The sequence below is a fragment of the Rhizobium mulingense genome (assembly GCF_029194105.1).
Classification (GTDB): domain Bacteria; phylum Pseudomonadota; class Alphaproteobacteria; order Rhizobiales; family Rhizobiaceae; genus Rhizobium; species Rhizobium mulingense.
This window is the reverse complement of sequence record NZ_JARFVE010000008.1, coordinates 85,150-109,752: the sequence shown is the minus strand read 5'-3', so window position 1 is coordinate 109,752 and position 24,603 is coordinate 85,150. Positions and strand designations below refer to the sequence as shown.

At 62.5% G+C, this 24,603-nt stretch carries 24 protein-coding genes and 1 pseudogene; 14 read left to right on the top strand and 11 right to left on the bottom strand.

What is annotated here, in order from left to right; all coding sequences use genetic code 11:
* Positions 1 to 274 precede the first annotated feature (274 nt).
* Both PYR71_RS19430 and PYR71_RS19425 read left to right on the top strand, forming a co-directional pair.
* Complete coding sequence (locus tag PYR71_RS19430; protein ID WP_183919862.1) at positions 275 to 832, top strand: DUF2087 domain-containing protein; 558 nt, start codon at positions 275 to 277, stop codon at positions 830 to 832.
* Positions 833 to 861: 29 nt separating this feature from the next.
* Positions 862 to 1,365, top strand: a pseudogene (locus PYR71_RS19425) (ABC-2 family transporter protein); the annotation flags it as partial.
* Between the two features lie 16 nt (positions 1,366 to 1,381).
* Here PYR71_RS19425 and PYR71_RS19420 read toward each other — a convergent pair.
* Both PYR71_RS19420 and PYR71_RS19415 read right to left on the bottom strand, forming a co-directional pair.
* Positions 1,382 to 2,002 (bottom strand): glutathione S-transferase family protein, encoded by a 621-nt coding sequence (locus PYR71_RS19420; RefSeq protein WP_275620516.1) that lies wholly within the window; start codon positions 2,000 to 2,002, stop codon positions 1,382 to 1,384.
* Between the two features lie 343 nt (positions 2,003 to 2,345).
* Positions 2,346 to 2,702 (bottom strand): DUF4406 domain-containing protein, encoded by a 357-nt coding sequence (locus tag PYR71_RS19415; RefSeq protein ID WP_275620515.1) that lies wholly within the window; start codon positions 2,700 to 2,702, stop codon positions 2,346 to 2,348.
* 127 nt (positions 2,703 to 2,829) lie between these two features.
* Between PYR71_RS19415 and PYR71_RS19410 the strand changes: the two genes are divergently transcribed.
* A complete protein-coding gene (locus tag PYR71_RS19410) occupies positions 2,830 to 3,585 on the top strand; it encodes a DeoR/GlpR family DNA-binding transcription regulator (protein WP_275620514.1) in 756 nt (251 codons plus the stop codon).
* Here the strand turns inward: PYR71_RS19410 and PYR71_RS19405 are convergent, their stop codons facing one another.
* The 5 genes from PYR71_RS19405 to PYR71_RS19385 form a co-directional block, all read right to left on the bottom strand.
* Positions 3,586 to 4,593: an asparaginase gene (locus tag PYR71_RS19405; RefSeq protein WP_275620513.1), complete on the bottom strand. Its 1,008-nt coding sequence runs from the start codon at positions 4,591 to 4,593 to the stop codon at positions 3,586 to 3,588. It abuts the gene before it with no gap.
* Positions 4,594 to 5,330: 737 nt separating this feature from the next.
* On the bottom strand, positions 5,331 to 6,326 hold the full coding sequence (locus tag PYR71_RS19400) for an NAD(P)H-quinone oxidoreductase (protein ID WP_275620512.1): 996 nt from the start codon (positions 6,324 to 6,326) through the stop codon (positions 5,331 to 5,333).
* A 78-nt stretch (positions 6,327 to 6,404) separates the two neighbouring features.
* The gene (locus PYR71_RS19395; RefSeq protein WP_275620511.1) at positions 6,405 to 8,222 is read right to left on the bottom strand and encodes a GGDEF domain-containing protein; all 1,818 of its coding nucleotides are present in this window, start codon (positions 8,220 to 8,222) and stop codon (positions 6,405 to 6,407) included.
* A gap of 159 nt (positions 8,223 to 8,381) precedes the next feature.
* Positions 8,382 to 8,624, bottom strand: coding sequence for a ribbon-helix-helix domain-containing protein (locus PYR71_RS19390; protein ID WP_010032767.1), 243 nt, complete (start codon positions 8,622 to 8,624; stop codon positions 8,382 to 8,384).
* A 159-nt stretch (positions 8,625 to 8,783) separates the two neighbouring features.
* Entirely contained in the window at positions 8,784 to 9,332 is a 549-nt protein-coding gene (locus tag PYR71_RS19385) for an HdeD family acid-resistance protein (protein ID WP_275620510.1), read from the bottom strand.
* A gap of 142 nt (positions 9,333 to 9,474) precedes the next feature.
* Here PYR71_RS19385 and betI point away from each other — a divergent pair, with 142 nt between their 5' ends.
* The 4 genes from betI (at position 9,475) to PYR71_RS19365 (ending at position 13,905) form a co-directional block, all read left to right on the top strand.
* Positions 9,475 to 10,062, top strand: a complete 588-nt coding sequence (gene betI, locus PYR71_RS19380) for a transcriptional regulator BetI (protein WP_275620509.1) — start codon at positions 9,475 to 9,477, stop codon at positions 10,060 to 10,062.
* Positions 10,063 to 10,073: 11 nt separating this feature from the next.
* Entirely contained in the window at positions 10,074 to 11,537 is a 1,464-nt protein-coding gene (gene betB, locus PYR71_RS19375; RefSeq protein ID WP_275620508.1) for a betaine-aldehyde dehydrogenase, read from the top strand.
* Between the two features lie 199 nt (positions 11,538 to 11,736).
* Positions 11,737 to 13,389, top strand: a complete 1,653-nt coding sequence (gene betA, locus PYR71_RS19370; RefSeq protein ID WP_275620507.1) for a choline dehydrogenase — start codon at positions 11,737 to 11,739, stop codon at positions 13,387 to 13,389.
* A 78-nt stretch (positions 13,390 to 13,467) separates the two neighbouring features.
* Complete coding sequence (locus tag PYR71_RS19365) at positions 13,468 to 13,905, top strand: VOC family protein (RefSeq protein WP_275620506.1); 438 nt, start codon at positions 13,468 to 13,470, stop codon at positions 13,903 to 13,905.
* 72 nt (positions 13,906 to 13,977) lie between these two features.
* Here the strand turns inward: PYR71_RS19365 and PYR71_RS19360 are convergent, their stop codons facing one another.
* Together PYR71_RS19360 and PYR71_RS19355 are read right to left on the bottom strand one after the other, a co-directional pair.
* Entirely contained in the window at positions 13,978 to 14,451 is a 474-nt protein-coding gene (locus PYR71_RS19360; RefSeq protein WP_275620505.1) for a DUF6644 family protein, read from the bottom strand.
* 6 nt (positions 14,452 to 14,457) lie between these two features.
* On the bottom strand, positions 14,458 to 14,844 hold the full coding sequence (locus tag PYR71_RS19355; RefSeq protein ID WP_275620504.1) for a DUF6152 family protein: 387 nt from the start codon (positions 14,842 to 14,844) through the stop codon (positions 14,458 to 14,460).
* A gap of 142 nt (positions 14,845 to 14,986) precedes the next feature.
* Here PYR71_RS19355 and PYR71_RS19350 point away from each other — a divergent pair, with 142 nt between their 5' ends.
* Positions 14,987 to 16,330: a chloride channel protein gene (locus PYR71_RS19350; protein ID WP_275620503.1), complete on the top strand. Its 1,344-nt coding sequence runs from the start codon at positions 14,987 to 14,989 to the stop codon at positions 16,328 to 16,330.
* 35 nt (positions 16,331 to 16,365) lie between these two features.
* Here PYR71_RS19350 and PYR71_RS19345 read toward each other — a convergent pair whose 3' ends face one another.
* Positions 16,366 to 17,277, bottom strand: a complete 912-nt coding sequence (locus tag PYR71_RS19345) for a LysR family transcriptional regulator (protein WP_323115747.1) — start codon at positions 17,275 to 17,277, stop codon at positions 16,366 to 16,368.
* Positions 17,278 to 17,377: 100 nt separating this feature from the next.
* Here PYR71_RS19345 and PYR71_RS19340 point away from each other — a divergent pair, with 100 nt between their 5' ends.
* Positions 17,378 to 18,139: an SDR family NAD(P)-dependent oxidoreductase gene (locus PYR71_RS19340; RefSeq protein ID WP_183919358.1), complete on the top strand. Its 762-nt coding sequence runs from the start codon at positions 17,378 to 17,380 to the stop codon at positions 18,137 to 18,139.
* Between the two features lie 69 nt (positions 18,140 to 18,208).
* Here the strand turns inward: PYR71_RS19340 and PYR71_RS19335 are convergent, their stop codons facing one another.
* Positions 18,209 to 18,655: an RrF2 family transcriptional regulator gene (locus PYR71_RS19335; RefSeq protein ID WP_183919360.1), complete on the bottom strand. Its 447-nt coding sequence runs from the start codon at positions 18,653 to 18,655 to the stop codon at positions 18,209 to 18,211.
* 420 nt (positions 18,656 to 19,075) lie between these two features.
* Here PYR71_RS19335 and PYR71_RS19330 point away from each other — a divergent pair, with 420 nt between their 5' ends.
* From PYR71_RS19330 to PYR71_RS19310, 5 genes are all read left to right on the top strand, one after another.
* On the top strand, positions 19,076 to 19,816 hold the full coding sequence (locus tag PYR71_RS19330; protein ID WP_275620502.1) for a phosphoadenylyl-sulfate reductase: 741 nt from the start codon (positions 19,076 to 19,078) through the stop codon (positions 19,814 to 19,816).
* Positions 19,817 to 19,931: 115 nt separating this feature from the next.
* Positions 19,932 to 20,885: a sulfate adenylyltransferase subunit CysD gene (gene cysD, locus PYR71_RS19325; RefSeq protein WP_011424472.1), complete on the top strand. Its 954-nt coding sequence runs from the start codon at positions 19,932 to 19,934 to the stop codon at positions 20,883 to 20,885.
* A 1-nt stretch (position 20,886) separates the two neighbouring features.
* Entirely contained in the window at positions 20,887 to 22,383 is a 1,497-nt protein-coding gene (gene cysN / locus PYR71_RS19320; RefSeq protein ID WP_183919366.1) for a sulfate adenylyltransferase subunit CysN, read from the top strand.
* 461 nt (positions 22,384 to 22,844) lie between these two features.
* Positions 22,845 to 23,117: a hypothetical protein gene (locus PYR71_RS19315; RefSeq protein ID WP_275620501.1), complete on the top strand. Its 273-nt coding sequence runs from the start codon at positions 22,845 to 22,847 to the stop codon at positions 23,115 to 23,117.
* Positions 23,118 to 23,757: 640 nt separating this feature from the next.
* Positions 23,758 to 24,528 carry an SDR family NAD(P)-dependent oxidoreductase gene (locus tag PYR71_RS19310; protein WP_275620500.1) on the top strand — a complete coding sequence of 257 codons (771 nt, stop codon included), beginning with the start codon at positions 23,758 to 23,760 and terminating at the stop codon, positions 24,526 to 24,528.
* Positions 24,529 to 24,603 lie beyond the last annotated feature (75 nt).

Below are 24,603 nucleotides of genomic sequence, written 5' to 3'. Positions count from 1 at the left end.
TCCGCTGGCCGATTTCCGAGGCCAACTGGGCCATGCCGATCATGTTGACGGTCGAACGGAAGTAGGTCGGCCGCATGGTGGGAACTTGAACGTCGTTGAAATATCAGGATTACGATGATAAAAGCTGCCTCGGGTCTGCAGTTCACCCAGGCATCGCCGTTCTTCGGAACACGCTAAACCTGACAATGATGAAGATATGGACACCGATCCCGTGCCATGTCGGAAGGGCGATCACCGATAATCCATCCGGAACGGCACGACCAAAGGATAGGTCATGTCCAGAAAACCCATTCCGCTCGAAGTGAGCGACACGTCGGCATTTGCCAAATCGCTTCGCCTGCAGCTCGTTGCGTTTGAGGGCCTCCCCTCTCATCTCCAGCTCCTGAACATGCTGGCAAGGGCCGCCGGTTATGGAAATTTCCAGAGCCTGCGTGCGAAAACCGATCCCGCCGGAAGCGAGGCGCAGCCGCCGACGCCGGCACCTGTCGTCGATGCCGCGATCGACCGGAAGCACATCGACCGTGTTCAACGCAGCTTCGACGAAGAGCTTCGCCTGATGCGCTGGCCGTCGCGGCGCATGGATCAGATCACGGCGCTTTGGCTCTTGTGGTCGCGCATTCCCGCCGCGAGGGAGATGCCTGAAAAAGAGGTCAATGCCCTTCTTCGCGACAGGCACCTGTTTGGAGATCACGCCTTGCTGCGACGGGAGCTCTGCGAACTCGGCCTGATGCGCCGGACGCGCGACGGCAGTGTCTATCGACGCGTCGAACAGCCGATGCCGATCAACGCGGCGACGATCCTCAGTCAGCGTTCCTCACGCCAGGCGCACTGACTACTGCGGAGGCGCCTGATCGAAGACGGCTCATCAAGCCGTTCAGCCCCTGGGCCTATCTCGTCTTTTCCGGCCTCAATATCGGCTATGCCGGCCATATTATCCTGGCAGTGCCGCTGCTCTGCTGGGCCGTCCTGTCGGTCGACTTCGCCTGGTCTGCCGCGTCCGTGGCGTTCCTGCTTGCCGCAATCGTCAGCGCGACGCTGCTCACCGGCGCGATGATCACCATGATCGGTGCGACGGCACTGATGTGGGTGCGGTCGAACCACCTGTTTTCGATCTTCTTCGGCTTCTGGGAGCTGACGCGTTATCCGCTCAACATCTTTCCCGGCAGCATCCAGCTGACCCTGATCACCGCTGTTCCCCTGGCCCTGACCAGCTCGGTCCCGGTCGGCGCCCTGCTCGGCAAACCCATCCCGATCCTCGGCGATTGGGCCGCGCCCGTAACGCTCGCCGCCGGCCCGGCCTGGGTGCTCATCGCCATGGCCCACTGGCGCTACGCCACCCGCAAGTACCAGGGTGCGGGCGGCTGATGGGGTTGACCCCGCCTCAGCCCCGGTCGAGGGCCAGCGCCCGCTGGACGGCGGGGCGTTGCAGCATGCGGGCGTGGTGGTCGCTGACCTTTGCGAAGCGGGCGGGATCGACACCGTCGGCCGGCAGCCAGTCGGTCATGACGAAGAGATAGGGATCGGCGAGCGAATAGGTCTCGCCCATCACCCAGGGGCTTTCGAACATCTTCTCTTCGATCAGCATGAAGCAATCGGCCATATTCTGCGGCACCTTGGCCTTCATCGCCTCGAGCGCCGCCGGCTCGTCGGCCCAGCGGGAGCCGCGCCGGCGATGGGCATGGTTCACATGCACGGTCGAGCAGAGATAGCTGTTGAAGGATTGCAGCCGCGCCATTTCGAAGGCATCGCCGAGCGGCGCCAGCTTCGCGGCCGGGGCGCTTTCAGCGATGAAGCCGAGGATCGCCGGCGTTTCCGTCAGCATGCCGCGGTCGGTCACCAGCGCCGGCACGCGTCCTTTGGGGTTGATCTTCAGATAATCCGGCGAACGCTGCTCACCATCGGGAAAGCTGAGCTTTTTCGTTTCGAAGGCAAGGCCGGATTCTTCCAGGGCAACAAGGCTTGCGAGCGCGCAGGTTCCAGAGGCGTAATACAATGTCAGCATGGTTCTCGACTCCCTTTCGGGACGTGGTATAGCGCAGCCGTCGCGATGCCGGAACTGGGGAGATTGCGGTTTATCGGCAATGACCGGCGTGCCGTGCGGCCCCCTCATCCGCCCTACGGGCACCTTCTCCCCGAGGGGAGAAGAGGGAGCAAGGCACGCCGATATTGCCCAGATGAACCCACCTGTCCAAAGGCGCCTCATCCAATGGGGTCGCTGGCGAAGCGACATTCTCACTCTTCTCCCCAGCGGGGAGAAGGTTGGCCCGAAGGGTCAAATGAGGGGGTGAGCGGCAAAGCCGCGAATGCGCCAAACGTCAAGCGAAGGGCAACGTGGAGGACTCCCCTCACCCGCAGCCCGGTACATCCTCCAGCCGGTGCCAGACCGGGATGCCGCGTTCCCTTGCGATGCGCACATCGTTGTCGGCGCCCTTGGAATCGCCAGGCAGACGCAGCACACCCTCGCAGAGCTGCAGCAGCCGGCCGGCGACCGGATGGAAGATCTCCTCGTAGAGCGCATCGCCAACCGACTTGCCGCCGGCGGCGTGCCAGATCGGCAGCGCCACCCATTCGCCGATCATCGGCACGTGGCCGGCGGCAAACAACTTATGCGAAGGCTCCTCCAGCCGCTTCAGGTTGGCGGCCATCTTTTCCGGGTCGTCGCCCGTTCCCGACCGGTAAGGCCCGGCAATCAAAATCAGCATCTTTCACTCCATCGCTGAGCATTCCCGGCATCATGCACGGGATGTCCTGAAAATGCATGATATTTCTTGAATGTCGAGTCTTTTCGTGCAACTTTACACATCTCGTTCAATTTCGTGCAGAGAACCCATGCTGACCTCGCAACGTAAAACCCTCATTCTCGACATTCTGCGCCGTGACGGCCAGGTGATCGCCAAGCGCGTCGCCGAGGATTTTTCGCTTTCGGAGGACACGATCCGGCGTGATTTGAGGGAAATGGCGGCGGAGGGGCTGTTGAAACGCGTGCATGGCGGGGCGATGCCGGTGTCGCCCGATCTGCCGGATTTCACCCAGCGCCGCAGTGTCTCGTCCGAGATCAAGGCGCGGCTCGGGGCGAAAGCGGCGGCGATGGTCAAGCCGGGGCAGATGATTTTTCTCGACGGCGGCACGACGACGGCGGAGATTGCCCGGCACCTGCCGCGCGACATGCCGCTGACGGTCGCGACCCACAGCCCGACGATCGCCGCCGAACTGGAGCACCATCCGACGACCGAGGTGATCCTTGCCGGCGGGCGGCTCTACAAACATTCGATGGTGGCGACGGGGGCGGCGGCGATGGCGGCGATCTCGCAGCTGCGCCCCGACCTGTTCTTCCTGGGCGTCACCGCCGCCCATCCGGTGCACGGGCTGTCCACCGGCGATTTCGAGGAGGCGGCGATCAAACGTCATATCGCCCGCTGCTCGGCCGAAACGCATGTGCTGCTGACGCAGGAGAAGTTCGACCTCGTCTCGCCCTGCCCGGTGCTCGCAATTTCCGAGGTGGCAGGGCTGATCGTGCCGGCCGAGATGACCGACGAACGGTTGAAACCCTATCGCGATCTCAATAACACCATCGCCGCGGCATAGTCACTCAGCCAGCGCCGAGGTAACCCTGACATCGCCGACATGGATGCCGTTCCAATTGCGCATCGAGTTCGCGGCAAAGCCCATCAGGGCGGCATGCACCGTCGCTTCCGTCTCGAAGAAACGGGCGAGCGTCGCCGCCACCATGGCCTCGGCGGCGCGGGTGGCGCCATCTTCGCATTTCAGTGCGATGGCGAGGCCCTTTTCCGGGATCGCAGCGCAGAAGACGCCCTCGGCGCCGGTCTTGACGAAGATGCGGCCGGGGGCGACCTGCATCAGTTTCGTGCAGGCGCGGCCGGAGCCGGCGACATAGAAGGGCTCGGCCATGCAGGCCTCGATCAGCCGGCGGGATGCCTTGGCGCGCAAAGGCTCCAGGCCGTTGCCGGTCGCCATTTTGGCAAAGCCGTGGGCAAGGCCGCGCAAAGGCACGGCATAGGTCGGAATCGAGCAGCCGTCGGTGCCGCAGCTTTCCGCGCCGAGCACGGCGCCGGTCAAGCTTTCCATCGTCGCGCGGATCTCGACCTGCAGCGGGTGCTCATAGCCGACATAGCCTTTCGGATCGATATCCCGGTGGCAGCAGGCGCAGATGAAGCCGGCATGTTTTCCTGAGCAATTGTTGTGCAGCGCGGTCGGCGCCTTCAGCGTGCGGGCCTGCTGGATCAGGACCTTCTGGCTCATCGACCAATGGGCGCCGCATTCCAGCGCTTCGGCATTGCGGCCGGCGCGAGACAGCATGGAGGCGGCAAGCGCCACATGTTCGTCCTCGCCATTATGCGAGGCGCAGGCGAGCGCCAGCTCCTTGTCGCCGAAACCATAGGCGTCGGCCGCACCGCTTTCGACAAGCGGCAGCGCCTGCATCGCCTTGCAGGCCGAACGCGGGAAGACGGCGGCTTCGATATCGCCGAGCGAGAAGACGAGGCTGCCATCGCCATCGACGACCGCCACCGCGCCGCGATGGCGGCTTTCGACGAGCAGGCCACGGGTGACTTCGACGGCGACGGGATTGGTCATGGGCTCTCGTCCTGGTGCTGGCGGGATGCGGCAGGCATAACGCGTCAGGGCGCGAAAGCCAACGGGTTTAGGTCTGCCTGTTTGTGGCGGCGCGGGTTCCTCCTGACGGCGCCACCGACGCGGTAGGCAGGATGTTCGGCGGAGACGTCATGCCGCATTCCGGCATCGTCGGCCTTGAACCGACGATCCATGTTCGTTGCTAACGGAGGCCAGCATGGATGCTCGGCTCAAGGCCGAGCATGACGGAGCGTGGGGTGGCTTCTGGAGCAGAACCGCATGCCGGGCGGAGGAAGCCGTATTGATGAAGGCTGCTCGGGTCGCGCGGCCCACCCCGAGTGAAAGCAAGCCTTGGTTGGACGGGTAGCGACGCTATCCTGCAACCAAAATCACATTCGAAGGAAGTGTTTTGCATTCAGGTCTATCCATTTCAGCGTCGATATTGTGGGTCTTTTTCACGCTCAATTGTGGGTCTTTTTCACGCTCGTCTCTCTCGGTTTGGCGTGCTGGTTGGCGCGCTGGCCCAAAAGGACAAGCGTTGGAATCATCCTCGGAGCGCTTCTGGGGTTGGCTTTGATGTCGATTGCGTCAGTTCTGACCGGTTTCCTCGGAAGCGTTCTTCCCTTGGGGCAAATCGATTTCTGGCTCTCCAGTTTGACAGCGCAGATCTGAAGCAGACAATCATCACAGGAATTGACTGAAATGATCGTTTGCGCACCAATGCTGGTCCGAAGCTGACCTCAGACGGTGAGCACGACCTTGCCGATATGGCTGCCCTCCTCCATCAGGCGATGCGCCGCGACGATATCCTCGAAGGCGAAGACCTTGTGGATAACGGGAGCGACGGCGCCGGCTTCCAGCAACGGCCAGACTTCGGCGAGCAGATCGTCGCGGATGGCGCGTTTTTCTTCCGCGGTGCGCGGGCGCATGGTCGAGCCGGTGACCGTGAGGCGCTTGACCATGATCGGCGAGAGATTGACCTTTTCGGCGACAGCGCCGCCGAGAAAGGCGATGATCGACAGGCAGCCGTCCTTGGCGAGCGAGGCGAGGTTGCGCTCGAAATAGGCAGCGCCGATCATGTCGAGGATGATATCGACGCCCTGGCCGGTCTCGGCCTTGATCACCGCGGCAAAATCCTCGCTGCGGTAGTTGATCGCCCGTTTGGCGCCGAGCCTTTCACAAGCCTCGCATTTTTCGCGTGAGCCCGCCGTCGCGTAGACCTCGGCGCCAAAGGCACGGGCGAGTTGGATCGCCGTCGTGCCGATGCCGCTGGTGCCGCCATGGATCAGCACCGTCTCGCCCTCGGTCAACCCGGCCATCTGGAAGAGGTTGGCCCAGACGGTGAAGAAGGTTTCCGGCAGGGCCGCCGCCTTCACCGCGTCAAAGCCCTTGGGAAAGGGGAGGATCTGGCCTGCCGGCAGCAGGCAATATTCGGCATAGGCGCCACCATTTGCGAGCCCGCAGACCTTGTCGCCGACGGCATGATCGGTGACACCCGGGCCGACGCCGACGATTTCGCCGGATAGTTCCAGGCCGAGGATCGGGCTCGCATCTTTCGGCGGGGGATAGCTGCCCTGGCGCTGGGCAATGTCGGGGCGGTTGACGCCGATCGCCTCGGCGCGCACCAGGACCTGCCCCTCTTCGGGCACCGGCAGCGGGCGCCTGCCGATCGTCATCACCTCCGGCCCGCCGAAGGAGCCGAGATCGACGAAACGCATTTCCTGAGGCAATGGCATGGTGCGATCCTCCCTGATCCAAAACAGGGGAATTAAATCAGCACCGCCGGCTTGGAAAGGTTGGAAGCGGCAAGGGCGTCAATTCGCCTCGCCCAGGATGTGGAAGGCGAGGCCCTCCTCGCTCTCCTTGGCGGCCGATTTGATGACGGCGATTTCGGCGCTGACGCGGTTGATATCGTCAATGACGAGGCCCTCTGGCAGCTCGAGCACGCCGATCGAGCAACGCATCAGCGGAAACAGGGCTTCGGCGCCGGTGCGGTCGTGGCCGAGGATGCGGCCGTCGGCGCGGTGCTCTTCGGAATAGAGGTCGAGCACGTCGTCATGGAAATCGCTGATCAGCCGGTCGAGAATTTCCGCCAGCTCGTCCTGCGTCCAGCCGACGACTCCGATGAAGAAGTCGTCGCCGCCGACATGGCCGAGAAAATGCCGCTCGGCGAAGAAATAACGGCGCATCAGCGCAGCAAACAGCGAGATCGCATGGTCGCCGAGATGGAAGCCGTAGGCATCGTTGAACGGCTTGAAATTGTCGAAATCGCAGTAGCAGAAATGGCGGACCTCATCGCCGTCGCGGCCGCACTGGCGCATGAAATCGCGGATGGCGCGATTGCCCGGCAGGCCGGTCAGCGGGTTCTGGTCCTGGGCGGTCTTCAACTGCTTCTCGTTGATGACCTTGATCAGCGAGGCGGCGGAGACGACGCCGGCATAACGCATATTGTCGGTCAGGATCAGGCAGTTGCTGCCTTCCATATTGGCGAAGATCGCCATCAGATGCTCAGCATCGCTGTCGAGGCCGACGATCGGCGCCATCTCGACGAAATGCGAAATGCTGCGCTCATACATCTTGTTCTTCAGGAGATCGCGGCCGAAGGGCTGATAGATATATTCCTTGAGGTGATGCTCGTGGATGATGCCGCGCGGTTCGCAGTTGGCATTGAGCACGGGAAAGAAGGCCTGGCGCGGATTGCGGCGGAAAAGCTCGAAGACGCTGTCGATGGTGTCATTTTCGTAGACGGTCGGCAGGAGCTCGATCTGCTTGCGGATGAGGATCTCGTCGAGCGACTGGCTGCCCCGCTTGCTTTTACCAAGCTCCTGCAGATGCGGGAAGGACGGCGCCAGCTCTGATATATGCGTCGCCGGACGGGAGATGAACCAGCCCTGGACGAGATCGACGCCATATTCGCGGCAGGCGATGAATTCGGCCTCGGCCTCGATGCCCTCGGCGATGACGCGGGTGCCGAGCACATGGGCGATGTTGACAATGCTCTTCAAGAAATGGCGCTTGCGCGGGCTGCGGTCGATCTCGGCAACGAAATGGCGGTCGATCTTGAGGTAATCGACCGCATGATCGCACAACAGTTTCATTTCGCCGTGACCGACGCCGAAATCGTCGATCGCCAGCTTGAAGCCGGCCTTGCGCAACTTCGATACCAGGGCGGAAAATTCCGGCACGCTGGTATTGTCGAAACGCTCGGAGAATTCGAAACAGATCGAAGACGGCGGGATATTCGCGGTCCTTAGATGCTGCAGCAGGTTCTCGACGAGGCGCTCGCCATGCGGGATCAGCCGGACATCGAGATTGAGGAACAGCGTGGCGCTGGAGAAATTCGACAGCGTCGCGAATTTGGCGAGCGCGCGGCTCGCCAGCATCTGTTCGAGCTGCAGCAGCTGGCCGGCCTGATAGGCCTCGTCGAGAATGTCGGCCGGCGTGTCGAAGCCGATGCGTTCCTGGCCGCGCATCAGCGATTCATAACCGAACACCGTGCCGGTGCCGGCCTCGACGATCGGCTGGAAGGCATTCTCGACCACAAGCTTGGCAAGGGTGACGATCTGGTCGCTGGCATAACGGCGCAGGACGTCGGGCTCGACGGGGGCAGCCAGGGATGTGCCGGTTTTCATCTCGGCCGAGCTCCGGTGTGATTTGTTCTTCTTGAGCCAGGACCATGCGGCAGAAGGATCAATGAACCCTTTCGCCAATGTGAAAGTTTTGTGAAAGACGCGAACCATCGTTGCGCGTTCGGCGTTTATTCGAATTCCCCCATGCAATCAGAGGCTTGTTCAGGCGGAGCGACGGCGCTGCGCCTCATGATCGGCAAACATGTCGGCGACGCATCTGCCGCCCGAGGCAACGCTCTCGTCATCCAGGGGATCGGCCTTGATTTCGCCGAGCTTGCGGGCGCTATCCCAGAGGCGGAGCGCCTCGCGGACGACCTCGCTGCTCGAGGCGTAGCCGCCATTATCGACGGCGGCACGGATGCCCGCTGCCTGTTGCGGAGAGATGGAAACGGTGACCATCGGCATGAACTTCCTCCCTTTTTTATTCAGGCAGAACCCTGCCTTTGGGGGACGCATGACCATTTGCGGCGATCGCACAGGACCGCCCGCGGCTGGCGATCTGTCCATAACCCCTTCAGTCTAATCCCCTGTCATCTCCTTGTCAAAATGGGCTTGTCAAAAGCTTCAGCTGCGGATGCCGAGGCCGAAGGCGATCATCGTCCAGCCCTGGATAATGAGATCGGCAGCCAGGAACAGGCCGAGTACCCAGAGGCTGTTGACCGGCCAGCCGAGCGCGATGACGAAACCGGCAAGGGCGGTGATGACGCCGCTGGCGACAATCCAGCCCCAGCCCTTGGCCGGCTTCATGCGCCTGCCGACCCAGGTGCGAAAGACGCCGGCGATGACCAGAGCGAGCGACAGAAACAGCGTCAGCGCCGCCGATGTCAGGATCGGATTGACGAAGGCGCAGATGCCGGCCAGCACATAGAGCAGGCCGCTCAACGCCCAGAAGAGCACGTGATCCCAGCCGCGCACCTGGAAGGCGTGGACGAGATAGATGACGCCGCCGAACAGCATCAGCATGCCGACGTAATAGACGGAGACGACGGTCGCGAGCATCAGATTGCCGAGGGCGATCAGCCCGCAGACGAAGAGCAGCACACCGAGGCCGACGAACCAGATCCATTTCGACCGCAGCTGGGATGTCGGCATTCCGTCAAAGACATCTGTCATAATGCACCTCCCCTTTAATTTTGAATATGTTGCAGCAGAGGTTCGGGAAAAGATCCAAGGCAGCCCCGAATGTGAAAGATTTTTGTTGATTGATCAGTCAATCAACAATATTCTGCTCGCGATTTTATCGGGAGTTGACGGGTTGCCGAAAGTTGGAATGGAGCCGGTGCGCCGCAAGGCGCTTCTCGACGCGGCGCTGCGGGTGATCGGCGATCACGGCTCGCTTGCCGTCACAATGTCCGACATCGCCCGCCAGGCCGGCGTGTCCCCGGCCCTTGCCCATCATTATTTCGGCAGTAAGGAGCAGTTGCTGATCGAGACGATCCGCTCGCTGTTGCGGCAACTGCGCCGCGATACGGTGGCGGCCCTGAAGGCGGCGCGGACGCCGCGCGAGCGGCTGTCGGCCGTCATCCGCGTCAGCTTCCATGCCGACCAGTTCGCGCCCGACACGATCGCCGCATGGCTTGCTTTCTATGCCGAGGCGCAGCGCTCGGAAGAGACGCGCCGCTTCCTGGTGATCTACGCCCGCCGCCTGCGCTCCAACCTGCTTGTCGATCTCAAGGCGCTGCTGCCGACCGATGCCGCAGAACGCGCCGCCGAAGGCGCTGCGGCGATGATCGACGGGCTCTATATCAGGCAAAGTCTGAAATCGGCGCCGATCGGCATCGCAGCCTCGATCGCGCTGACGGAGGATTATTTGAACGCGCTTCTATCCACCCCCGCCCCCTAAGGACAAATGACATGAAAGCCCAGCCGAAAGCCTCGCACTTCATCGATGGCGAATATGTCGAGGATAGCGACGGCGCCGTCATCGAGAGCCTCTATCCCGCCACCGGCGAAGTGATCGCCCGGCTGCATGCCGCAACGCCTGCGATCGTCGAGAAGGCGATCGCCGCGGCCAAGCGCGCCCAGCCGGAATGGGCCGCGATGAGCCCTATGGCGCGCGGCCGCATCTTGAAGCGCGCCGCCGAGATCATGCGCGAGCGCAACCGCGAGCTCTCCGAACTGGAAACGCTCGACACCGGCAAGCCGATCCAGGAGACGATCGTCGCCGATCCGACCTCGGGCGCCGATGCCTTCGAATTCTTCGGCGGCGTCGCGCCGGCCGGGCTTAACGGTTCCCATATCCCGCTCGGCCAGGATTTCGCCTATACCAAGCGGGTGCCGCTCGGCGTCTGCGTCGGCATCGGCGCCTGGAACTATCCGCAGCAGATCGCCTGCTGGAAAGCTGCCCCGGCGCTGATCTCAGGCAATGCCATGGTCTTCAAGCCCTCGGAAAACACCCCGCTCGGCGCCTTGGAGATCGCCGAAATCCTGCATGAGGCGGGGCTGCCGAAGGGGCTCTTCAACGTCATCCAGGGCGACCGCGACACCGGGCCGCTGCTCGTCAACCATCCCGACGTCGCCAAGGTGTCACTGACCGGATCGGTGCCGACAGGGCGCCGCGTGGCGGCGGCTGCCGCCGGCAGCCTCAAGCATGTGACGATGGAACTCGGCGGCAAGTCGCCGCTCATCGTCTTCGATGACGCCGATCTCGATTCGGCGGTCGGCGGGGCCATGCTCGGCAATTTCTATTCGACCGGCCAGGTCTGCTCGAACGGCACGCGCGTCTTCGTGCAGAAGGGTATCAAGGTGGAGTTCCTGAAGCGGTTGAAGGTGCGCACCGAGGCGATGCGGATCGGCGACCCGATGGACGAGGCGACGCAGATCGGGCCAATGGTTTCCTGGGCGCAGCGCGAGAAGGTGATCGCCTATATCGAAAAGGGCAAGGCCGAGGGCGCCACGCTGATTGCCGGCGGCGGCATTCCGAACAACGTCTCCGGCGAAGGCTACTACGTGCAGCCGACCGTCTTTGCCGACGTCACCGACGAGATGACCATCGCCCGCGAGGAGATCTTCGGGCCTGTGATGTCGGTGCTCGATTTCGACGAGGAGGACGAGGTGATCACCCGCGCCAATGCCAGTGAATTCGGCCTCTCCGGCGGCGTCTTCACCGCCGACCTCACCCGCGCCCACCGCGTCGTCGACCGGCTCGAGGCCGGCACGCTCTGGATCAACACCTACAATCTCTGCCCGGTGGAAATCCCCTTCGGCGGCTCGAAACAATCCGGCTTCGGCCGCGAGAATTCGCTGGCGGCGCTGGAGCATTACTCCGAGCTGAAGACGGTTTACGTCGGCATGGGGCCGGTGGCGGCGCCTTATTGAGAGTGGGAGAAGACCCCTCCCCAACCCCTCCCCACAAGGGGGAGGGGCAAGCCCGCGGCATCGGTTTTGCTCTCCTTCGATCGCACCGTTTGCGGCGCTGATTTCGGAGTGAGTAAGTGCCGCAAGTTAAGCCCCTCCCCCTCGTGGGGAGGGGTTTGGGGGGACTTTGAACCGCTGCAAAAGAATCTAAGGGAACGTCATGCAACAAGCAGATTTCGTCATCATCGGCTCGGGTTCGGCAGGCTCGGCCCTCGCCTACCGCCTCTCCGAAGACGGCAAGAATTCCGTCCTCGTCATCGAGGCGGGCGGCAGCGATTTCGGGCCGTTCATCCAGATGCCGGCGGCACTTGCCTGGCCTATGAGCATGAAGCGCTACAATTGGGGCTATCTTTCCGAGCCGGAACCCAACCTCAACAACCGACGCATCACCGCGCCGCGCGGCAAGGTGATCGGCGGCTCCTCCTCGATCAACGGCATGGTCTATGTGCGCGGCCATGCGGAGGACTTCAACCGCTGGGAGGAGCTTGGCGCCAGCGGCTGGGCCTATGCCGACGTCCTGCCCTATTTCAAGCGGATGGAGCATTCGCATGGCGGCGAGGAAGGCTGGCGCGGTACCGACGGGCCGCTGCATGTCCAGCGCGGCGGCTTCACCAATCCACTGTTCCGCGCCTTCATCGAAGCCGGCAAACAAGCCGGCTTCGAGACGACCGAGGATTACAACGGCAGCAAGCAGGAAGGCTTCGGACTGATGGAGCAGACCATCTTTGCCGGCCGCCGCTGGTCTGCCGCCAATGCCTATCTGAAACCGGCGCTGAAGCGGGACAATGTCGGGATCGTCTACGGCCTGGCGCGCAAGATCGTCATCGAGGACGGGCGGGCGACCGGCGTCGAAATCGAACGCGGCGGCAGGATCGAGGTCGTCAAGGCGAACCGCGAGGTGATCGTCTCGGCCTCCTCCTTCAATTCGCCGAAGCTTTTGATGCTGTCGGGCATTGGCCCGGCTGCGCATCTGAAAGAGATGGGCATCGCGGTGAAAGCCGATAGGCCGGGCGTCGGCGCCAATCTGCAGGACCATATGGAATTCTACTTCCAGCAGGTGAGCACCAAGCCGGTGTCGCTCTATTCCTGGCTGCCGTGGTTCTGGCAGGGGGTGGCGGGCGCGCAATGGCTGCTGTCGAAGGGCGGGCTCGGCGCCTCCAACCAGTTCGAGGCCTGCGCCTTCCTACGCTCGGCACCCGGGCTGAAACAGCCCGATATTCAGTATCATTTCCTCCCCGTTGCGATCAGCTATGACGGCAAGGCGGCGGCGAAAAGCCATGGCTTCCAGGTGCATGTCGGCTATAACCTGTCGAAATCGCGCGGCAACGTGACGCTGCGCTCGCCCGACCCGAAGGCCGAGCCGGTGCTGCGCTTCAACTATATGAGCCATCCGGAGGATTGGGAAAAATTCCGCCACTGCGTCCGCCTGACCCGCGAGATCTTCGGGCAGACGGCCTTCGACGCCTATCGCGGCCCGGAGATCCAGCCGGGTGAAGGCGTGCAAAGCGACGAAGAGATCGATGCCTTCCTGCGCGAGCATCTGGAAAGCGCCTATCACCCCTGCGGCACCTGCAAGATGGGCGCCAAGGACGATCCGATGGCGGTGGTCGATCCGCAGACGCGGGTGATCGGCGTCGAGGCCTTGCGCGTCGCCGACAGCTCGATCTTCCCGCATGTCACCTACGGCAATCTGAACGGCCCCTCGATCATGACCGGCGAGAAGGCCGCCGACCATATCCTCGGCAAACAGCCGCTGGCGCGCTCGAACCAGGAACCCTGGGTCAATCCAAGGGCGGCCGTCAGCGACCGGTAATGGCGGGTCTGCTCAAGCGTCCGTTGTCAGACCAGACGACACCCTGTAGCTTGCAACGACACTCGGGAGACTGGAAACATGGCGCTCAAGCGGATGGACAATGTCGGAATCGTCATTGAAGATCTTGGAGGCGCGATCGATTTCTTTCGCGAACTCGGCCTCGAATTCGAAGGGCGGGCGACGATCGAAGGCGAATGGGCCGGACGAGTGACCGGACTGGGCGATCAGCATGTCGAGATCGCCATGATGCGCACACCGGATGGACACAGCCGGCTCGAGCTCTCCCGCTTCCTCAGGCCTGATGTCGTCGCAGATCATCGCGACGCCCCGGTCAACGCCCTCGGCTACCTCCGCGCCATGTTCATCGTCGACGATATCGACGAGACGCTCGAAAGGCTCCGCACCCGCGGCGCACAGCTAGTCGGCGAAGTCGTTCAGTACAAGGACGCGTATCGGCTCTGCTACATCCGTGGCCCTGAAGGGCTTCTCATCGGACTCGCCCAGGAACTCGGCTGAGCCTGACAGACCAGGAATGGTCCGCAAGTCGAAGGGCTTCTGAGGCTATAACGCCGTTTCACGAACATATCGTCAGAGAAATCCGATCCATCGCCCCGCCAATAAGGCGGCGGTCCAAGTTGCCGCCGACAGGGCTGCGGAGAAGCGCAGGCCGGGCCGGATCAGGCCGGTTGTCAGGAGCGTCTTCCACCCTTGCCCGAGATGGACAGCAAGGAGGTTGAGAAGGCCGAACCCGATCAGGGCGAGCTTGGCGAGGAAGGCGGGATTGGCGGCATATTCGACCGCTCGCACGCTGAAGAGACATAAGCCGGTGACGACGGCGGCGGCAAGGCCGATGCCCGCCGCGCGCGACAGAAACGGTGCGATGATCTCTGCCGGCACTTTGCGGAAGCAGCCGGCGAGCCTCAGATCGAGCGGCAGGATGGCGCCGACGAGAAGGCCGATCGCAAGGATATGGCCGGCATTAACGAACATGTAGAGGGTTGCGGAGCGCCGGAGCGCAACCGCGGGCATCGTGGCCGACACCCATTCGAGAACGGCGATCACGACGGATCAGTTCGTCCGGATGCGATCGGGATAGATATCGTAGCGCTTCTCGCCGATGGTGATGCGCACGGCCTTCATCCGCTTCTCGTTGCGATCCTGCGAACGGTTGCCGAGGGCGATCACCTGGTCGCCGGGCTTGGCAACGCCCTCGACGAAACCGGAACGCTCCGTCTGGCGCGGATTGCCGAGTTCGACGCGCCAGACGCCGTCATCGGCGGTCGCCACATCGAGCGTCGGATGCGGCCCGCCCCATGATATTTTCTCGATGGTGCCGCGAAGCTCGATCTGGTCCGCCTCCGCCCATGACCAGCCGTGATGGGCGGCAGCGCCTGTGGCAAGGGCAGCCGACAGGCCGACGGCAGCCAGAACATGCTTTATCGAAAGTGCAAACATGGATCTTCTCCCTACCCGAATGGGCAGGGAGGTGGAGCGCTGCATCAGCGAATAAAGCCATTTCACCAAATCTTGAAGAAAGGGATGGTCCTTGCCCGGCAAACGGGGTTAGGAAGACAGCATTTCCTACATTCGTTCCGGCATGCCAGTGTTGTATCGCAAGTCCCGACTTCTACGCCGCTCCCGTGTTCTCTGGGGTTCTCTAGCGCTCTGGCGTCCGCGGCTGATCTTCTGGTGCGGCGCTTTTGCGATCGGCATCATCAGCGTCGGCTTTGCCAGGCTTGCCGATCTCGCCCAGCGCGCCTTTGCCGGCCTGACCACATCGGGCGAATGGGGCTTCCTGCTGCCGCTTGTCATCACGCCGCTCGGCTTCATGCTGTCGGCCTATCTCGCGGCGCGGTTTTTCCCGAACGCGCAGGGCAGCGGCATTCCCCAGGCGATCGCCGCCCGGCATCTGCGCGATCCCGAAGACCGCACCCGCCTGCTGTCGCTGCGGCTCGTCTTCGGCAAGATCGTGCTGACGGTGCTGGGCCTCCTCAGCGGCGCGTCGATCGGCCGCGAAGGACCGACCGTGCAGGTGGGCGCATCGATCATGCTGGCGGTCGCCCGCTTCGGCGGCATGGCGCAAGCCCGCGGCCTGATCCTCGCCGGTTCGGCGGCCGGCATTGCCGCCGCCTTCAACACGCCGCTTGCCGGCATCGTCTTTGCCATCGAGGAAATGAGCCGGACCTATGAGTCGCGCGCCAACGGTCTTGTCCTGACCGCCGTCATCCTGTCGGGCCTTGCCGCGCTCGGACTTGCCGGCAGCTATAATTATTTCGGCTCGACATCCGTCGCGCCGGCATCGCTGCGCGACTGGGAACTGGTGCTCGTCTGCGGCATCGGCGGCGGCGCCCTTGGCGCTGCTTTCAGCGGCCTTGCGCTCCATGCCGGCCAGCATATCCGCCGTTTCGCGCAGCCGCAGCCGCTGCGGCGGATGGTCCTGCTGGCGGCCGTCTGTGGCCTTGCCGTCGCCGTCATCGGCATGCTCTCGGGCGGCACGACCTTCGGCACCGGTTACGACCAGGCGAAAGGCGCCGTCGAGGGTAATCCGCTCCCCCTCATTTTCTTCCTGGAAAAGCTGGTGGCCGGCTTCCTGTCGATGATATCAGGCATTCCGGGCGGCATCTTCGCGCCTTCGCTTGCCGTCGGCGCCGGCTTCGGCAGCACCGTCGGCCAGTTGATGGGCAGCGGCATTGCGCTCGCGGCGATCCTCGGCATGGCCGGCTATTTCTCCGGCGTGGTGCAGGCGCCGATGACGGCCTTCGTCATCATTCTGGAAATGACCGGCGATCACCAGGCCGTCATCCCGATCATGGCGGTGTCGATGATCGGCTACATCACCTCGCGGCTCCTGTCGCGCGAGCCGCTCTATCACGGCCTCTCACGCGTTTTCATCGCCGGGGCGATCAGAGCCCGGCGCGCCAGGGAACTGCTGGAAAGCTGATCGTGCCACCAGAGGCGTGATCGCATCGATAGCGGTCACTCGGCAGGAAGATTTGCCGAGCTCTCTGGGGCTCCGAACTCCGAAATGATGAACGAGATGATGCTTCGCACGCGTGGAGTCATACGCCGATCCCGGTGATAGACGAGCGACATAGGCCGCTCACGCAAATGCCAATCGGGGAAGAGCTGGACAAGAATGCCGGCCCGGATATCCGAAGCCAACAGGATGGCTGGCTGCATAACGATGCCCAAACCGGCACGAGCGGCCATGCGCACGGCCTGGCCGCTGTTGACGCTGATCGGCAGTCTGGGCACGACCTCAACCTCCTCCTTGCCTTTCGAAAGCCTCCACGGCGAGCGTGCTGCCGGCGTAAAGCCGATGGTTTCGTGGCCCGAAAGCGCGCTTGGATGAGCAGGATTTCCATGTCGAGCGAGGTAATCCGGCGACGCGCAAATCATCATTCGATAGGGAGCCAGCCGACGCGCGATGAGGCGGCTGTCGGGCAGGTCTCCGATGCGGATCGCGATGTCAAAACCTTCGTCGACGATATCGACGTTGCGGTCGGTCAAGGTGATATCCAGCATCACTTCAGGCGCGATCTCTCGATAACGCGGCAAAGCGGGCATCAGCACCTCCGCCCCGAAAGTCGTCGGCGCGGTGACCTTCAAGAGGCCACGCGACTTCGTCTGTGATGCCTCGGCGTCCTGATCCGCAATAGCCACTCGCTCCAGAATGTCCCGGCACTGCTCGAGGTAGCTCTTGCCGAAATCCGTCAGGCTCTGCCGGCGCGTGGTTCTGTTGAGGAGTCGGGTACCGAGCCGTTCCTCCAATGCGGCCACGTGTTGCCCGACCATTGCCGGCGATATGCCGAGCTTGCCCGATGCTGCGCTCATCGAGCCTTCCTGCACCGTTGTTACAAACACCTGCATTGAGCGAAAGAGACCCATTCGATAGTTCTGCTTTTAAATGATTGCGGATTTTCTCCAATTATCATGAGGCGGTGCTCGAATTACAACCGCCTCGACGCAATCATTCAAGGAGCAAGACATGCTGCAAACCCGGTTCATCGGCAAAACGGTTCTCATTACAGGTGCTGGAACGGGGATGGGGCGGGCTGCTGCCATTCGCCTGGCAGCGGAAGGAGCCCAACTCGTTCTCGTCGGACGCCGCCCCGAGCCGATCAATCGACTGCTGTCGGAGCTCGAGGCATCGGGCGGTGCGGCCATCGCAATTGCTGGGGATATCGCCGACAATGAAGCAGTCGCGGCGATTGCCGATAAGACAATCGAACGCTTCGGACGGCTGGATGGGGTCTTCGCCAATGCCGGAATTCTCGGCGAATTCAAACCATTGGCAGTGACTGATGCAAACGATTTCGACGCGCTGATCGACACCAATCTCAAGGGCACCTTCTACACGATCAAACACTGCCTGCCCGTCATGAAAGGCGGCAGCATTCTCATCAATGCTTCGTGGACAGCCGCCGGGGTGATGCCGGGCGCAGGGGCCTATGCCAGCACAAAGGGGGCGTTGCTTGCGATGATGCGAACCCTGGCAGTGGAGCAAGGCGCTCGCAACATCCGGATCAATGCCATCAATCCCGGGATTATTTTCACACCGATGGCGGATGATGTAATCGATCCGAATTTTGCCGCAAGGCTAGCCGCCCACACACCGCTTCGGCGAAATGGAACGTCAGAGGATATCGCAGGTACCGTCGCTTGGTTGCTCTCCCATGATGCCGACTTCGTCACTGGGCAAGAAATCACCGTCGATGGCGGCTATACGATTGGAGGTCTCCGCCCGTAGGGGAGATACCTGTGTCGCTTCAGCGCAAAAGACGCGCGGCAGCGCGGGAGAAAGCCGGCCGATAGCCGATCAGGCGAGCAGACGGGTGACTTCGGCGCCTTGCCGCGGGCCGGCGGCATCGGCGATCGTGGTCGAGAACAGCACCTTGCGGGTGGCGTCGGCGACCTTGGCGAAGACGTGGCGGATTTCACAGGTCTGTTCGCCGTCGCAATCGTCGCATTTTCGGTAGGCGGTGATCGACAGGCACGGCAGCGGCGCGATCGGGCCGTCGATGATGCGCAGGATTTCGCCGAAGGTGATGGTGTGGGCGGGCTTGAGCAGGAGATAACCGCCCTGCTTGCCGCGGCGGCTGACGACGATGCCGTGATGTTTCAGGTCGAGCAGGATCTGTTCGAGGAACTTCTTCGGGATCTTCTGCTGCGCGGCAATGTCAGAAATCATCACCGGTTCGTCGGCATCGGCATCCGCCAGAACCGTCAGCGCCCGCAGCGCATATTTCGCCTTTTGCGTAATCATCTCGGACCGTCGACACACACAGGCAGCGCGAATCTTCGCACCGCTTCAACATTACTTTCGCCTCTATTGCATAGCCAGCATGAACGGAATTTGAACGCGCCGGGGAAAGACTTGAGAGACAAGCACTTCGGCCTTGTTTTTCATTCTTGGCCAAGCTTAAGCAATCTATGCTAAAACAGCGCGTCCCGCACCTTTTTCGGCATCAATTCAGATTTCCAATTGACAGGCTGCGTGTAACTCTACTAAATTTATAGACATTCAGGCTGCCAACGCGGATTTCCATCGGCCGGCGGCTGCTTTTCTGCATTGCGGCAGGTTCGGAGAGATATTTGCTCTTCCGGCCGCAGCTTTCGAAATCCCTTTTTCTGTCCGATCCGGGCTTGAACTGCGATACTCCCGTCAACTAAGGACAGGATTCTCATGGCTGTTATCAATGCGAATGCAGAAGCCGAGGCGCTGAACGACAAGCTGGCAGGCCTCGACCTTGCCGGACGTTTGTCGCTGGTGGCGGGCCTTGGCGGGCGCGTGGTGTTCACCACCTCGCTCGGCATCGAGGACCAGGTGATCACCGCCGAAATCGGCACGCACCGCCTGCCGATCGACATCGCCACGCTCGAAACGGGCCGGCTGTTTGCCGAGACGCTGGCGCTGATCGAGGAGACGGAAGCCCAATATGACATCCATATCCAGCGCTTCACTCCCGAAAAGGCCGATATCGAAGCCTATGCAGCGAAATACGGCCTCAACGGCTTCTACGAAAGCGTCGAGGCAAGACATGCCTGCTGCGGCGTGCGCAAGCTGAAGCCGCTTGCGCGTGCGCTCGAAGGGGCGACGATCTGGATCACCGGCCTGCGCCGCGGGCAATCGGCCAACCGCGCCGAAACGCCCTTTGCCGAATACGACGCCGAACGGCACCTCCTGAAGGTCAATCCGCTCGCCGACTGGGACCTGGAGGCGATCAAGGCCTTCGTTTCGGAAAACGGCGTGCCGGTCAATCCGCTGCATTCGCGCGGCTATCCCTCCATCGGCTGCGAGCCCTGCACCCGGGCGATCAAGCCCGGCGAGCCGGAGCGCGCCGGCCGCTGGTGGTGGGAGCAGGACGAGACGCGCGAATGCGGCCTGCATGTCGCCGAAGAGGCCTCAGCGATCGCCGCACGATAATCAACCCTCACGGCTTTCCCGATCAGGGCGCGGCGACCGCCGCAGCCTTTGGGGAAGCCAACATCAAAGAATTGTTTGCAGGTAGCCGCAAACGACCGATAGCCTGGAGTAAGACATGCCCGATAGCCGTCCGGATACGGAACTCAGCAACCCGCAGAGCGCCAAGGCGCCGCTCGACCCGCATCTGAAGGCGCTGGAAAACGAATCCATCCATATTTTCCGCGAGGTGGCGGCCGAATTCGAGCGTCCAGTGATGCTCTATTCGATCGGCAAGGATTCCTCGGTGCTGCTGCACCTGGCGCGCAAGGCCTTCTATCCCGGCCGCGTGCCTTTCCCGCTGCTGCATGTGAACACCGGCTGGAAGTTCCGGGAGATGATCGCCTTCCGCGACGAGACCGCCAGGAAATACGATCTCGACCTGATCGAGCACATCAATCCGCGCGGTGCGGCCGAAAACATCACGCCGTTCACGCATGGTTCGGCCGCCTTTACCGACATCATGAAGACCGAGAGCCTGCGCCAGGCGCTCGATGCCGGCCAGTTCGACGCCGCTTTCGGCGGCGCACGGCGCGACGAGGAGGCTAGCCGCGCCAAGGAGCGCATCTATTCCTTCCGCACGCCCGATCACCGCTGGGATCCGCGCAACCAGCGGCCGGAACTCTGGAACATCTATAACGGCATGATCCGCAAGGGCGAGAGCGTGCGCGCCTTCCCGCTGTCGAACTGGACGGAAGTCGATATCTGGCGCTACATCCAGGCCGAGGACATTCCGCTGGTGCCGCTTTACTATGCCAAGAAGCGCAAGTTCGTGGAGCGTGACGGCATGATGATCCTGGCCGAGGACCCGCGGCTCGAACTTTTGCCCGGCGAAGTGCGCCAGGAAGGCATGATCCGTTTCCGCACGCTCGGCGACTTCCCGCTGACCGGCGCCATCCGCTCACAGGCGACCACGCTCGAAGAGGTTATCGCCGAACTCGAAATCGCAACGGTGTCCGAACGCCAGGGCCGCGCCATCGACCGCGACCAGTCCGGCTCCATGGAAAAGAAGAAGCGTGAAGGATATTTCTGAGATGACCGCAGCCAATACCGCCGTCTCGGCCGCAACCGCCGTCAGCCTGCCCGCGGCCGAGCCGCAGAAGGCCCAGCGCGATTCCCGCCCGCTGCGTCTCATCACCTGCGGCAGCGTCGATGACGGCAAGTCGACGCTGATCGGCCGCCTGCTTTGGGACACCAAGGCGGTCAAGGAAGACCAGGCCGCTACGCTGCAGCGCGATTCCACCGGCAAGCAGAACGATCTCGGCCTGCCCGACTTCGCGCTCTTGCTCGACGGCCTGCAGGCCGAGCGCGAACAGGGCATCACCATCGATGTCGCCTATCGCTATTTCTCGACCGACAAGCGGTCCTTCATTGTCGCCGACACGCCCGGCCACGAGCAATATACGCGCAACATGGCGACCGGCGCCTCGACCGCCGATCTCGCCATCCTGCTGGTCGATGCCCGCTTCGGCATTCTGGAACAGACGCGCCGCCACGCGACGATCGCCTCGCTGCTCGGCATCAAGCAGTTCGTGCTTGCCGTCAACAAGATCGACCTGACGGGCTATGACCGCGCCGGCTTCGACAAGATCAGCCACGAATTCCGGGAATTCGCGCTGTCGCTTGGCGTCAAGCAGATCACCGCCATTCCGATGTCGGCGCTGAAAGGCGAAAATGTCGTCTATTCCGGCCAGGCCGCCATGCCCTGGTATGCCGGCCCGACGCTGGTGGAGACGCTGGAGCTTGCCACCGTGCGCTCGTCGCAGACGGTCGGTTTCCGTCTGTCAGTGCAGCGCGTGTCGCGCCCGGGCGAAAGCTTCCGCGGCTATCAGGGCACGGTCGCCGGCGGCTCGGTGAAGCCGGGCGACAGCGTCATGATCCTGCCGTCCGGCATGGTCGCCAATGTTTCCAAGATCGTCACCTTCGATCTCGTGCGCAACGCCGCCGTCGCCGGCGATGCGATCACCCTGGTGCTCGACCGCCAGGTCGATGTGGCGCGCGGCGACATGATCGTCTCGATCGACGCCCAGCCGCAGGTCGGCCTCGCCTTCGACGCACAGATCGTCGCGCTGCAGCCCGAGGGCATCGAGCCCGGCAAACGCTACTGGCTGAAGAGCGGTTCGCGCCGCCAGCGCGTCCAGGTGCAGCCGTTAAGCCAACTGGAATTGAAGACCGGCACCTGGAACGCCGCCCAGCGGCTTTACATGAACGCGATCGGCAAGGTGCGCCTGTCCTTCGACGAAGCGGCGATCTTCGATCCGTACGAGCAGAACCGCCAGTCCGGCTCTTTCATCCTGATCGATCCGGAGACCAACAATACGGTCGCCGGCGGCATGGTGACCGGCAAGCGTAGCGAACTCGGCGGCCTGCACACCGGCGACGCCCGCGTCATCCTCTCGCTTCCGGCCGATCTTGCCGAGCAAATCATGGCCAGCGAACTCTTCGCCAGCCGCAGCCACGAGGCCGAAGTGCGCCGCATGACGGCGGCCGAAGCGGCCGACCTCTGGTCGAGCGCTGCAAGCGATATCTGACAGGAGATAGGGGGCCTGCAAGACTGGCCTCTTATGCGAGGTCGAATCCGCCGACGCTGGCTGGCGGATTCCTCGCGAAGGGTGCTGTCGCAAATTTCAATGATGACATCGATCAGACCCTCGGACGTTGCCCGACGGCTTTCGGCCCGAAGCGGCCGAACTCCTAGAACAGCCAGAAAAGGTCTCCATCGTCAGGGCGTCGGGTGTCGTCCAATCCCCTGTCATCAACCCACCTGGAAGAAGACGTCAGTCGGAGCGAACTCGCAAAAGAGGAAAGTTTGCGAGTCCCAGATGGTCACGCCTACAGGTCGTAGATCTCATGAGCCACGACTGCCCACGGCCCTTGGAAGCGACGTGATTGTTCTGCAGTCGGTGGCTCACAAGGATGTGATGAAGAATCGGCGAATATCGGCGGTGGCCAGCGTGTTGTCGTCCAGGGCAGAAACGAAGGAGTTCTTGTGATGAAGATCCATCCCTTGATTACCGCGGCGTTCTTGCTGATTTCCACCTGCGGCGTTGCCCAGGCGGACGACCACCTTTTCCAGGCGGAACAGCATGGATTGAAGTCCGGCGGCACGGCAGCTTCCACGACACATGCCTTTACGACCAATAGTGCCGGTCACAGCGGTACATTGGCGCCCGGCCAGGGAAGTCCGTTCACCGGACACGACACTCAGACGCCGGCCACTGATACGGATGCCGCCAACGACCACGCCAACGTGAAGCTCCGCTGAGGAGGCCAACGGTCACTCAGCGCGAATTGCGATTAGGCTCAGTCCGTTCGGTAGATCGATTTTGAAGGCGCGGGGATTGTGTTTCTTGCGCCTTCATTGTGCATGACAGTCCGCTCCCACTCCCCCTCGCAGCGCGCGGCGTTCGTGTCACGTCGAAGGGATGGCCTCGCAATCACCGCCAGTTTTCTGGTCCCTTGCAGCATGCAGGCGGGTACGTCTAACCGCTGATGCCCTGATGAGCATCGCTCTGGACGATAAGCCGATCGACGGGGCTGCGCAGAGGCTTGCGACGGCTGTTGCGGTGAAGGCCAATGCTGGCCGCACGCGCCCATGCGGCGGCGAAACGGTCTAACGCATGTGGACGCAGGTTCAATGATCGCAAATGGCGCATTGCGGCTGGAGCAGTCGACAGCAATCGGCCCGAAGCGGACATTCCATACAGGACAGGCAGTTGGCGAGTCCCGTATCCCGGGCGGTCGGCCTTTCAGCTGCAGCCCTCCATCGACGCGCGGCAACCAGCACACGCGAAAATGGCATGGCTGCTTGCAGGGCCATCCGGCCCCAAAGCAAAGTAGGCCTGACATCTGGCATCCGCCCACCGACCCTGCCATAAATTGGTTTCATCGAGGGAGGCACCATGATGCAGAAGAATGCGCCGGACTTCAGCCTTGAGGGCAAGGTGACTTTGGTGACAGGAGCGAGCCGTGGCATCGGTCGAGCTTGCGCGCTTGCCTGCGCCGCAGCAGGCTCCGATATTGTTTTGGGGGTCCGCGATGTCGCAGCGTCGACAGGACTGGTTGCCGAACTCGAGGGGACGGGAAGAAAAGCCATCCCTGTCGAACTGGACCTTCCCAACAAAGCCCATATCGCACAAGCCATCGACGCGGCGCTGACGACATTCGGCCGGATCGACGTCCTCATTAACAACGTTGGCGTGGCTCCCGGCGATCTCGCGGAACTCGTTGAGGAGAAGGATCTTGACGAGATCCTCGATGTCAACATCAAGGGCACCTTTCTGATGACGCAGGCAGTCGGGCGTCACATGATCAAGCACAACGGGGGCCGGATCATCAACATCAGCTCCCAGGCCGGCACCGTGGCGCTGCGCGGCGAGGCAATCTATTGCATGAGCAAGGCGGCGATCAATCACCTGACGCGCTGCCTGGCAGCCGAATGGGCACGCTATAATGTCGCCGTGAACACCGTATCGCCGACGTTCATCCATACCGATGGGACAGCACCTTTTCTATCCGATGCCGCCAATCGCAAAGCGACGCTCGATCACATTCCCCTTGGCCGGATCGGTGAAACCGATGATGTCGTGGGTGCCGTCGTCTTCCTGGCATCACCGGCTGCGAGTCTGATCACCGGCGCGAACCTGCTGGTGGACGGTGGATGGTCCGTCGCTTGAGGCCGAGGCTCCTGCACGGCAGCGCAAATCATATCCGGATGAAAACGACAATTCCCCCGGTTTAGATCACCTTCC

What these genes read in the sequence shown, in the direction of transcription:
- PYR71_RS19430 (WP_183919862.1), top strand. Translation starts at nt 275, where the DNA reads ATGTCCAGAAAACCCATTCCGCTCGAAGTGAGCGACACGTCGGCATTT.
- PYR71_RS19345 (WP_323115747.1), bottom strand. Translation starts at nt 17,277, where the DNA reads ATGGGTCTCTTTCGCTCAATGCAGGTGTTTGTAACAACGGTGCAGGAA.
- PYR71_RS19335 (WP_183919360.1), bottom strand. Translation starts at nt 18,655, where the DNA reads ATGATTACGCAAAAGGCGAAATATGCGCTGCGGGCGCTGACGGTTCTG.
- PYR71_RS19350 (WP_275620503.1), top strand. Translation starts at nt 14,987, where the DNA reads ATGCCAGTGTTGTATCGCAAGTCCCGACTTCTACGCCGCTCCCGTGTT.
- PYR71_RS19355 (WP_275620504.1), bottom strand. Translation starts at nt 14,844, where the DNA reads ATGTTTGCACTTTCGATAAAGCATGTTCTGGCTGCCGTCGGCCTGTCG.
- PYR71_RS19420 (WP_275620516.1), bottom strand. Translation starts at nt 2,002, where the DNA reads ATGCTGACATTGTATTACGCCTCTGGAACCTGCGCGCTCGCAAGCCTT.
- PYR71_RS19405 (WP_275620513.1), bottom strand. Translation starts at nt 4,593, where the DNA reads ATGACCAATCCCGTCGCCGTCGAAGTCACCCGTGGCCTGCTCGTCGAA.
- PYR71_RS19385 (WP_275620510.1), bottom strand. Translation starts at nt 9,332, where the DNA reads ATGACAGATGTCTTTGACGGAATGCCGACATCCCAGCTGCGGTCGAAA.
- PYR71_RS19310 (WP_275620500.1), top strand. Translation starts at nt 23,758, where the DNA reads ATGCAGAAGAATGCGCCGGACTTCAGCCTTGAGGGCAAGGTGACTTTG.
- PYR71_RS19340 (WP_183919358.1), top strand. Translation starts at nt 17,378, where the DNA reads ATGCTGCAAACCCGGTTCATCGGCAAAACGGTTCTCATTACAGGTGCT.
- PYR71_RS19415 (WP_275620515.1), bottom strand. Translation starts at nt 2,702, where the DNA reads ATGCTGATTTTGATTGCCGGGCCTTACCGGTCGGGAACGGGCGACGAC.
- PYR71_RS19330 (WP_275620502.1), top strand. Translation starts at nt 19,076, where the DNA reads ATGGCTGTTATCAATGCGAATGCAGAAGCCGAGGCGCTGAACGACAAG.
- PYR71_RS19410 (WP_275620514.1), top strand. Translation starts at nt 2,830, where the DNA reads ATGCTGACCTCGCAACGTAAAACCCTCATTCTCGACATTCTGCGCCGT.
- PYR71_RS19400 (WP_275620512.1), bottom strand. Translation starts at nt 6,326, where the DNA reads ATGCCATTGCCTCAGGAAATGCGTTTCGTCGATCTCGGCTCCTTCGGC.
- cysD (WP_011424472.1), top strand. Translation starts at nt 19,932, where the DNA reads ATGCCCGATAGCCGTCCGGATACGGAACTCAGCAACCCGCAGAGCGCC.
- cysN (WP_183919366.1), top strand. Translation starts at nt 20,887, where the DNA reads ATGACCGCAGCCAATACCGCCGTCTCGGCCGCAACCGCCGTCAGCCTG.
- betA (WP_275620507.1), top strand. Translation starts at nt 11,737, where the DNA reads ATGCAACAAGCAGATTTCGTCATCATCGGCTCGGGTTCGGCAGGCTCG.
- PYR71_RS19390 (WP_010032767.1), bottom strand. Translation starts at nt 8,624, where the DNA reads ATGCCGATGGTCACCGTTTCCATCTCTCCGCAACAGGCAGCGGGCATC.
- PYR71_RS19365 (WP_275620506.1), top strand. Translation starts at nt 13,468, where the DNA reads ATGGCGCTCAAGCGGATGGACAATGTCGGAATCGTCATTGAAGATCTT.
- PYR71_RS19315 (WP_275620501.1), top strand. Translation starts at nt 22,845, where the DNA reads ATGAAGATCCATCCCTTGATTACCGCGGCGTTCTTGCTGATTTCCACC.
- PYR71_RS19395 (WP_275620511.1), bottom strand. Translation starts at nt 8,222, where the DNA reads ATGAAAACCGGCACATCCCTGGCTGCCCCCGTCGAGCCCGACGTCCTG.
- betB (WP_275620508.1), top strand. Translation starts at nt 10,074, where the DNA reads ATGAAAGCCCAGCCGAAAGCCTCGCACTTCATCGATGGCGAATATGTC.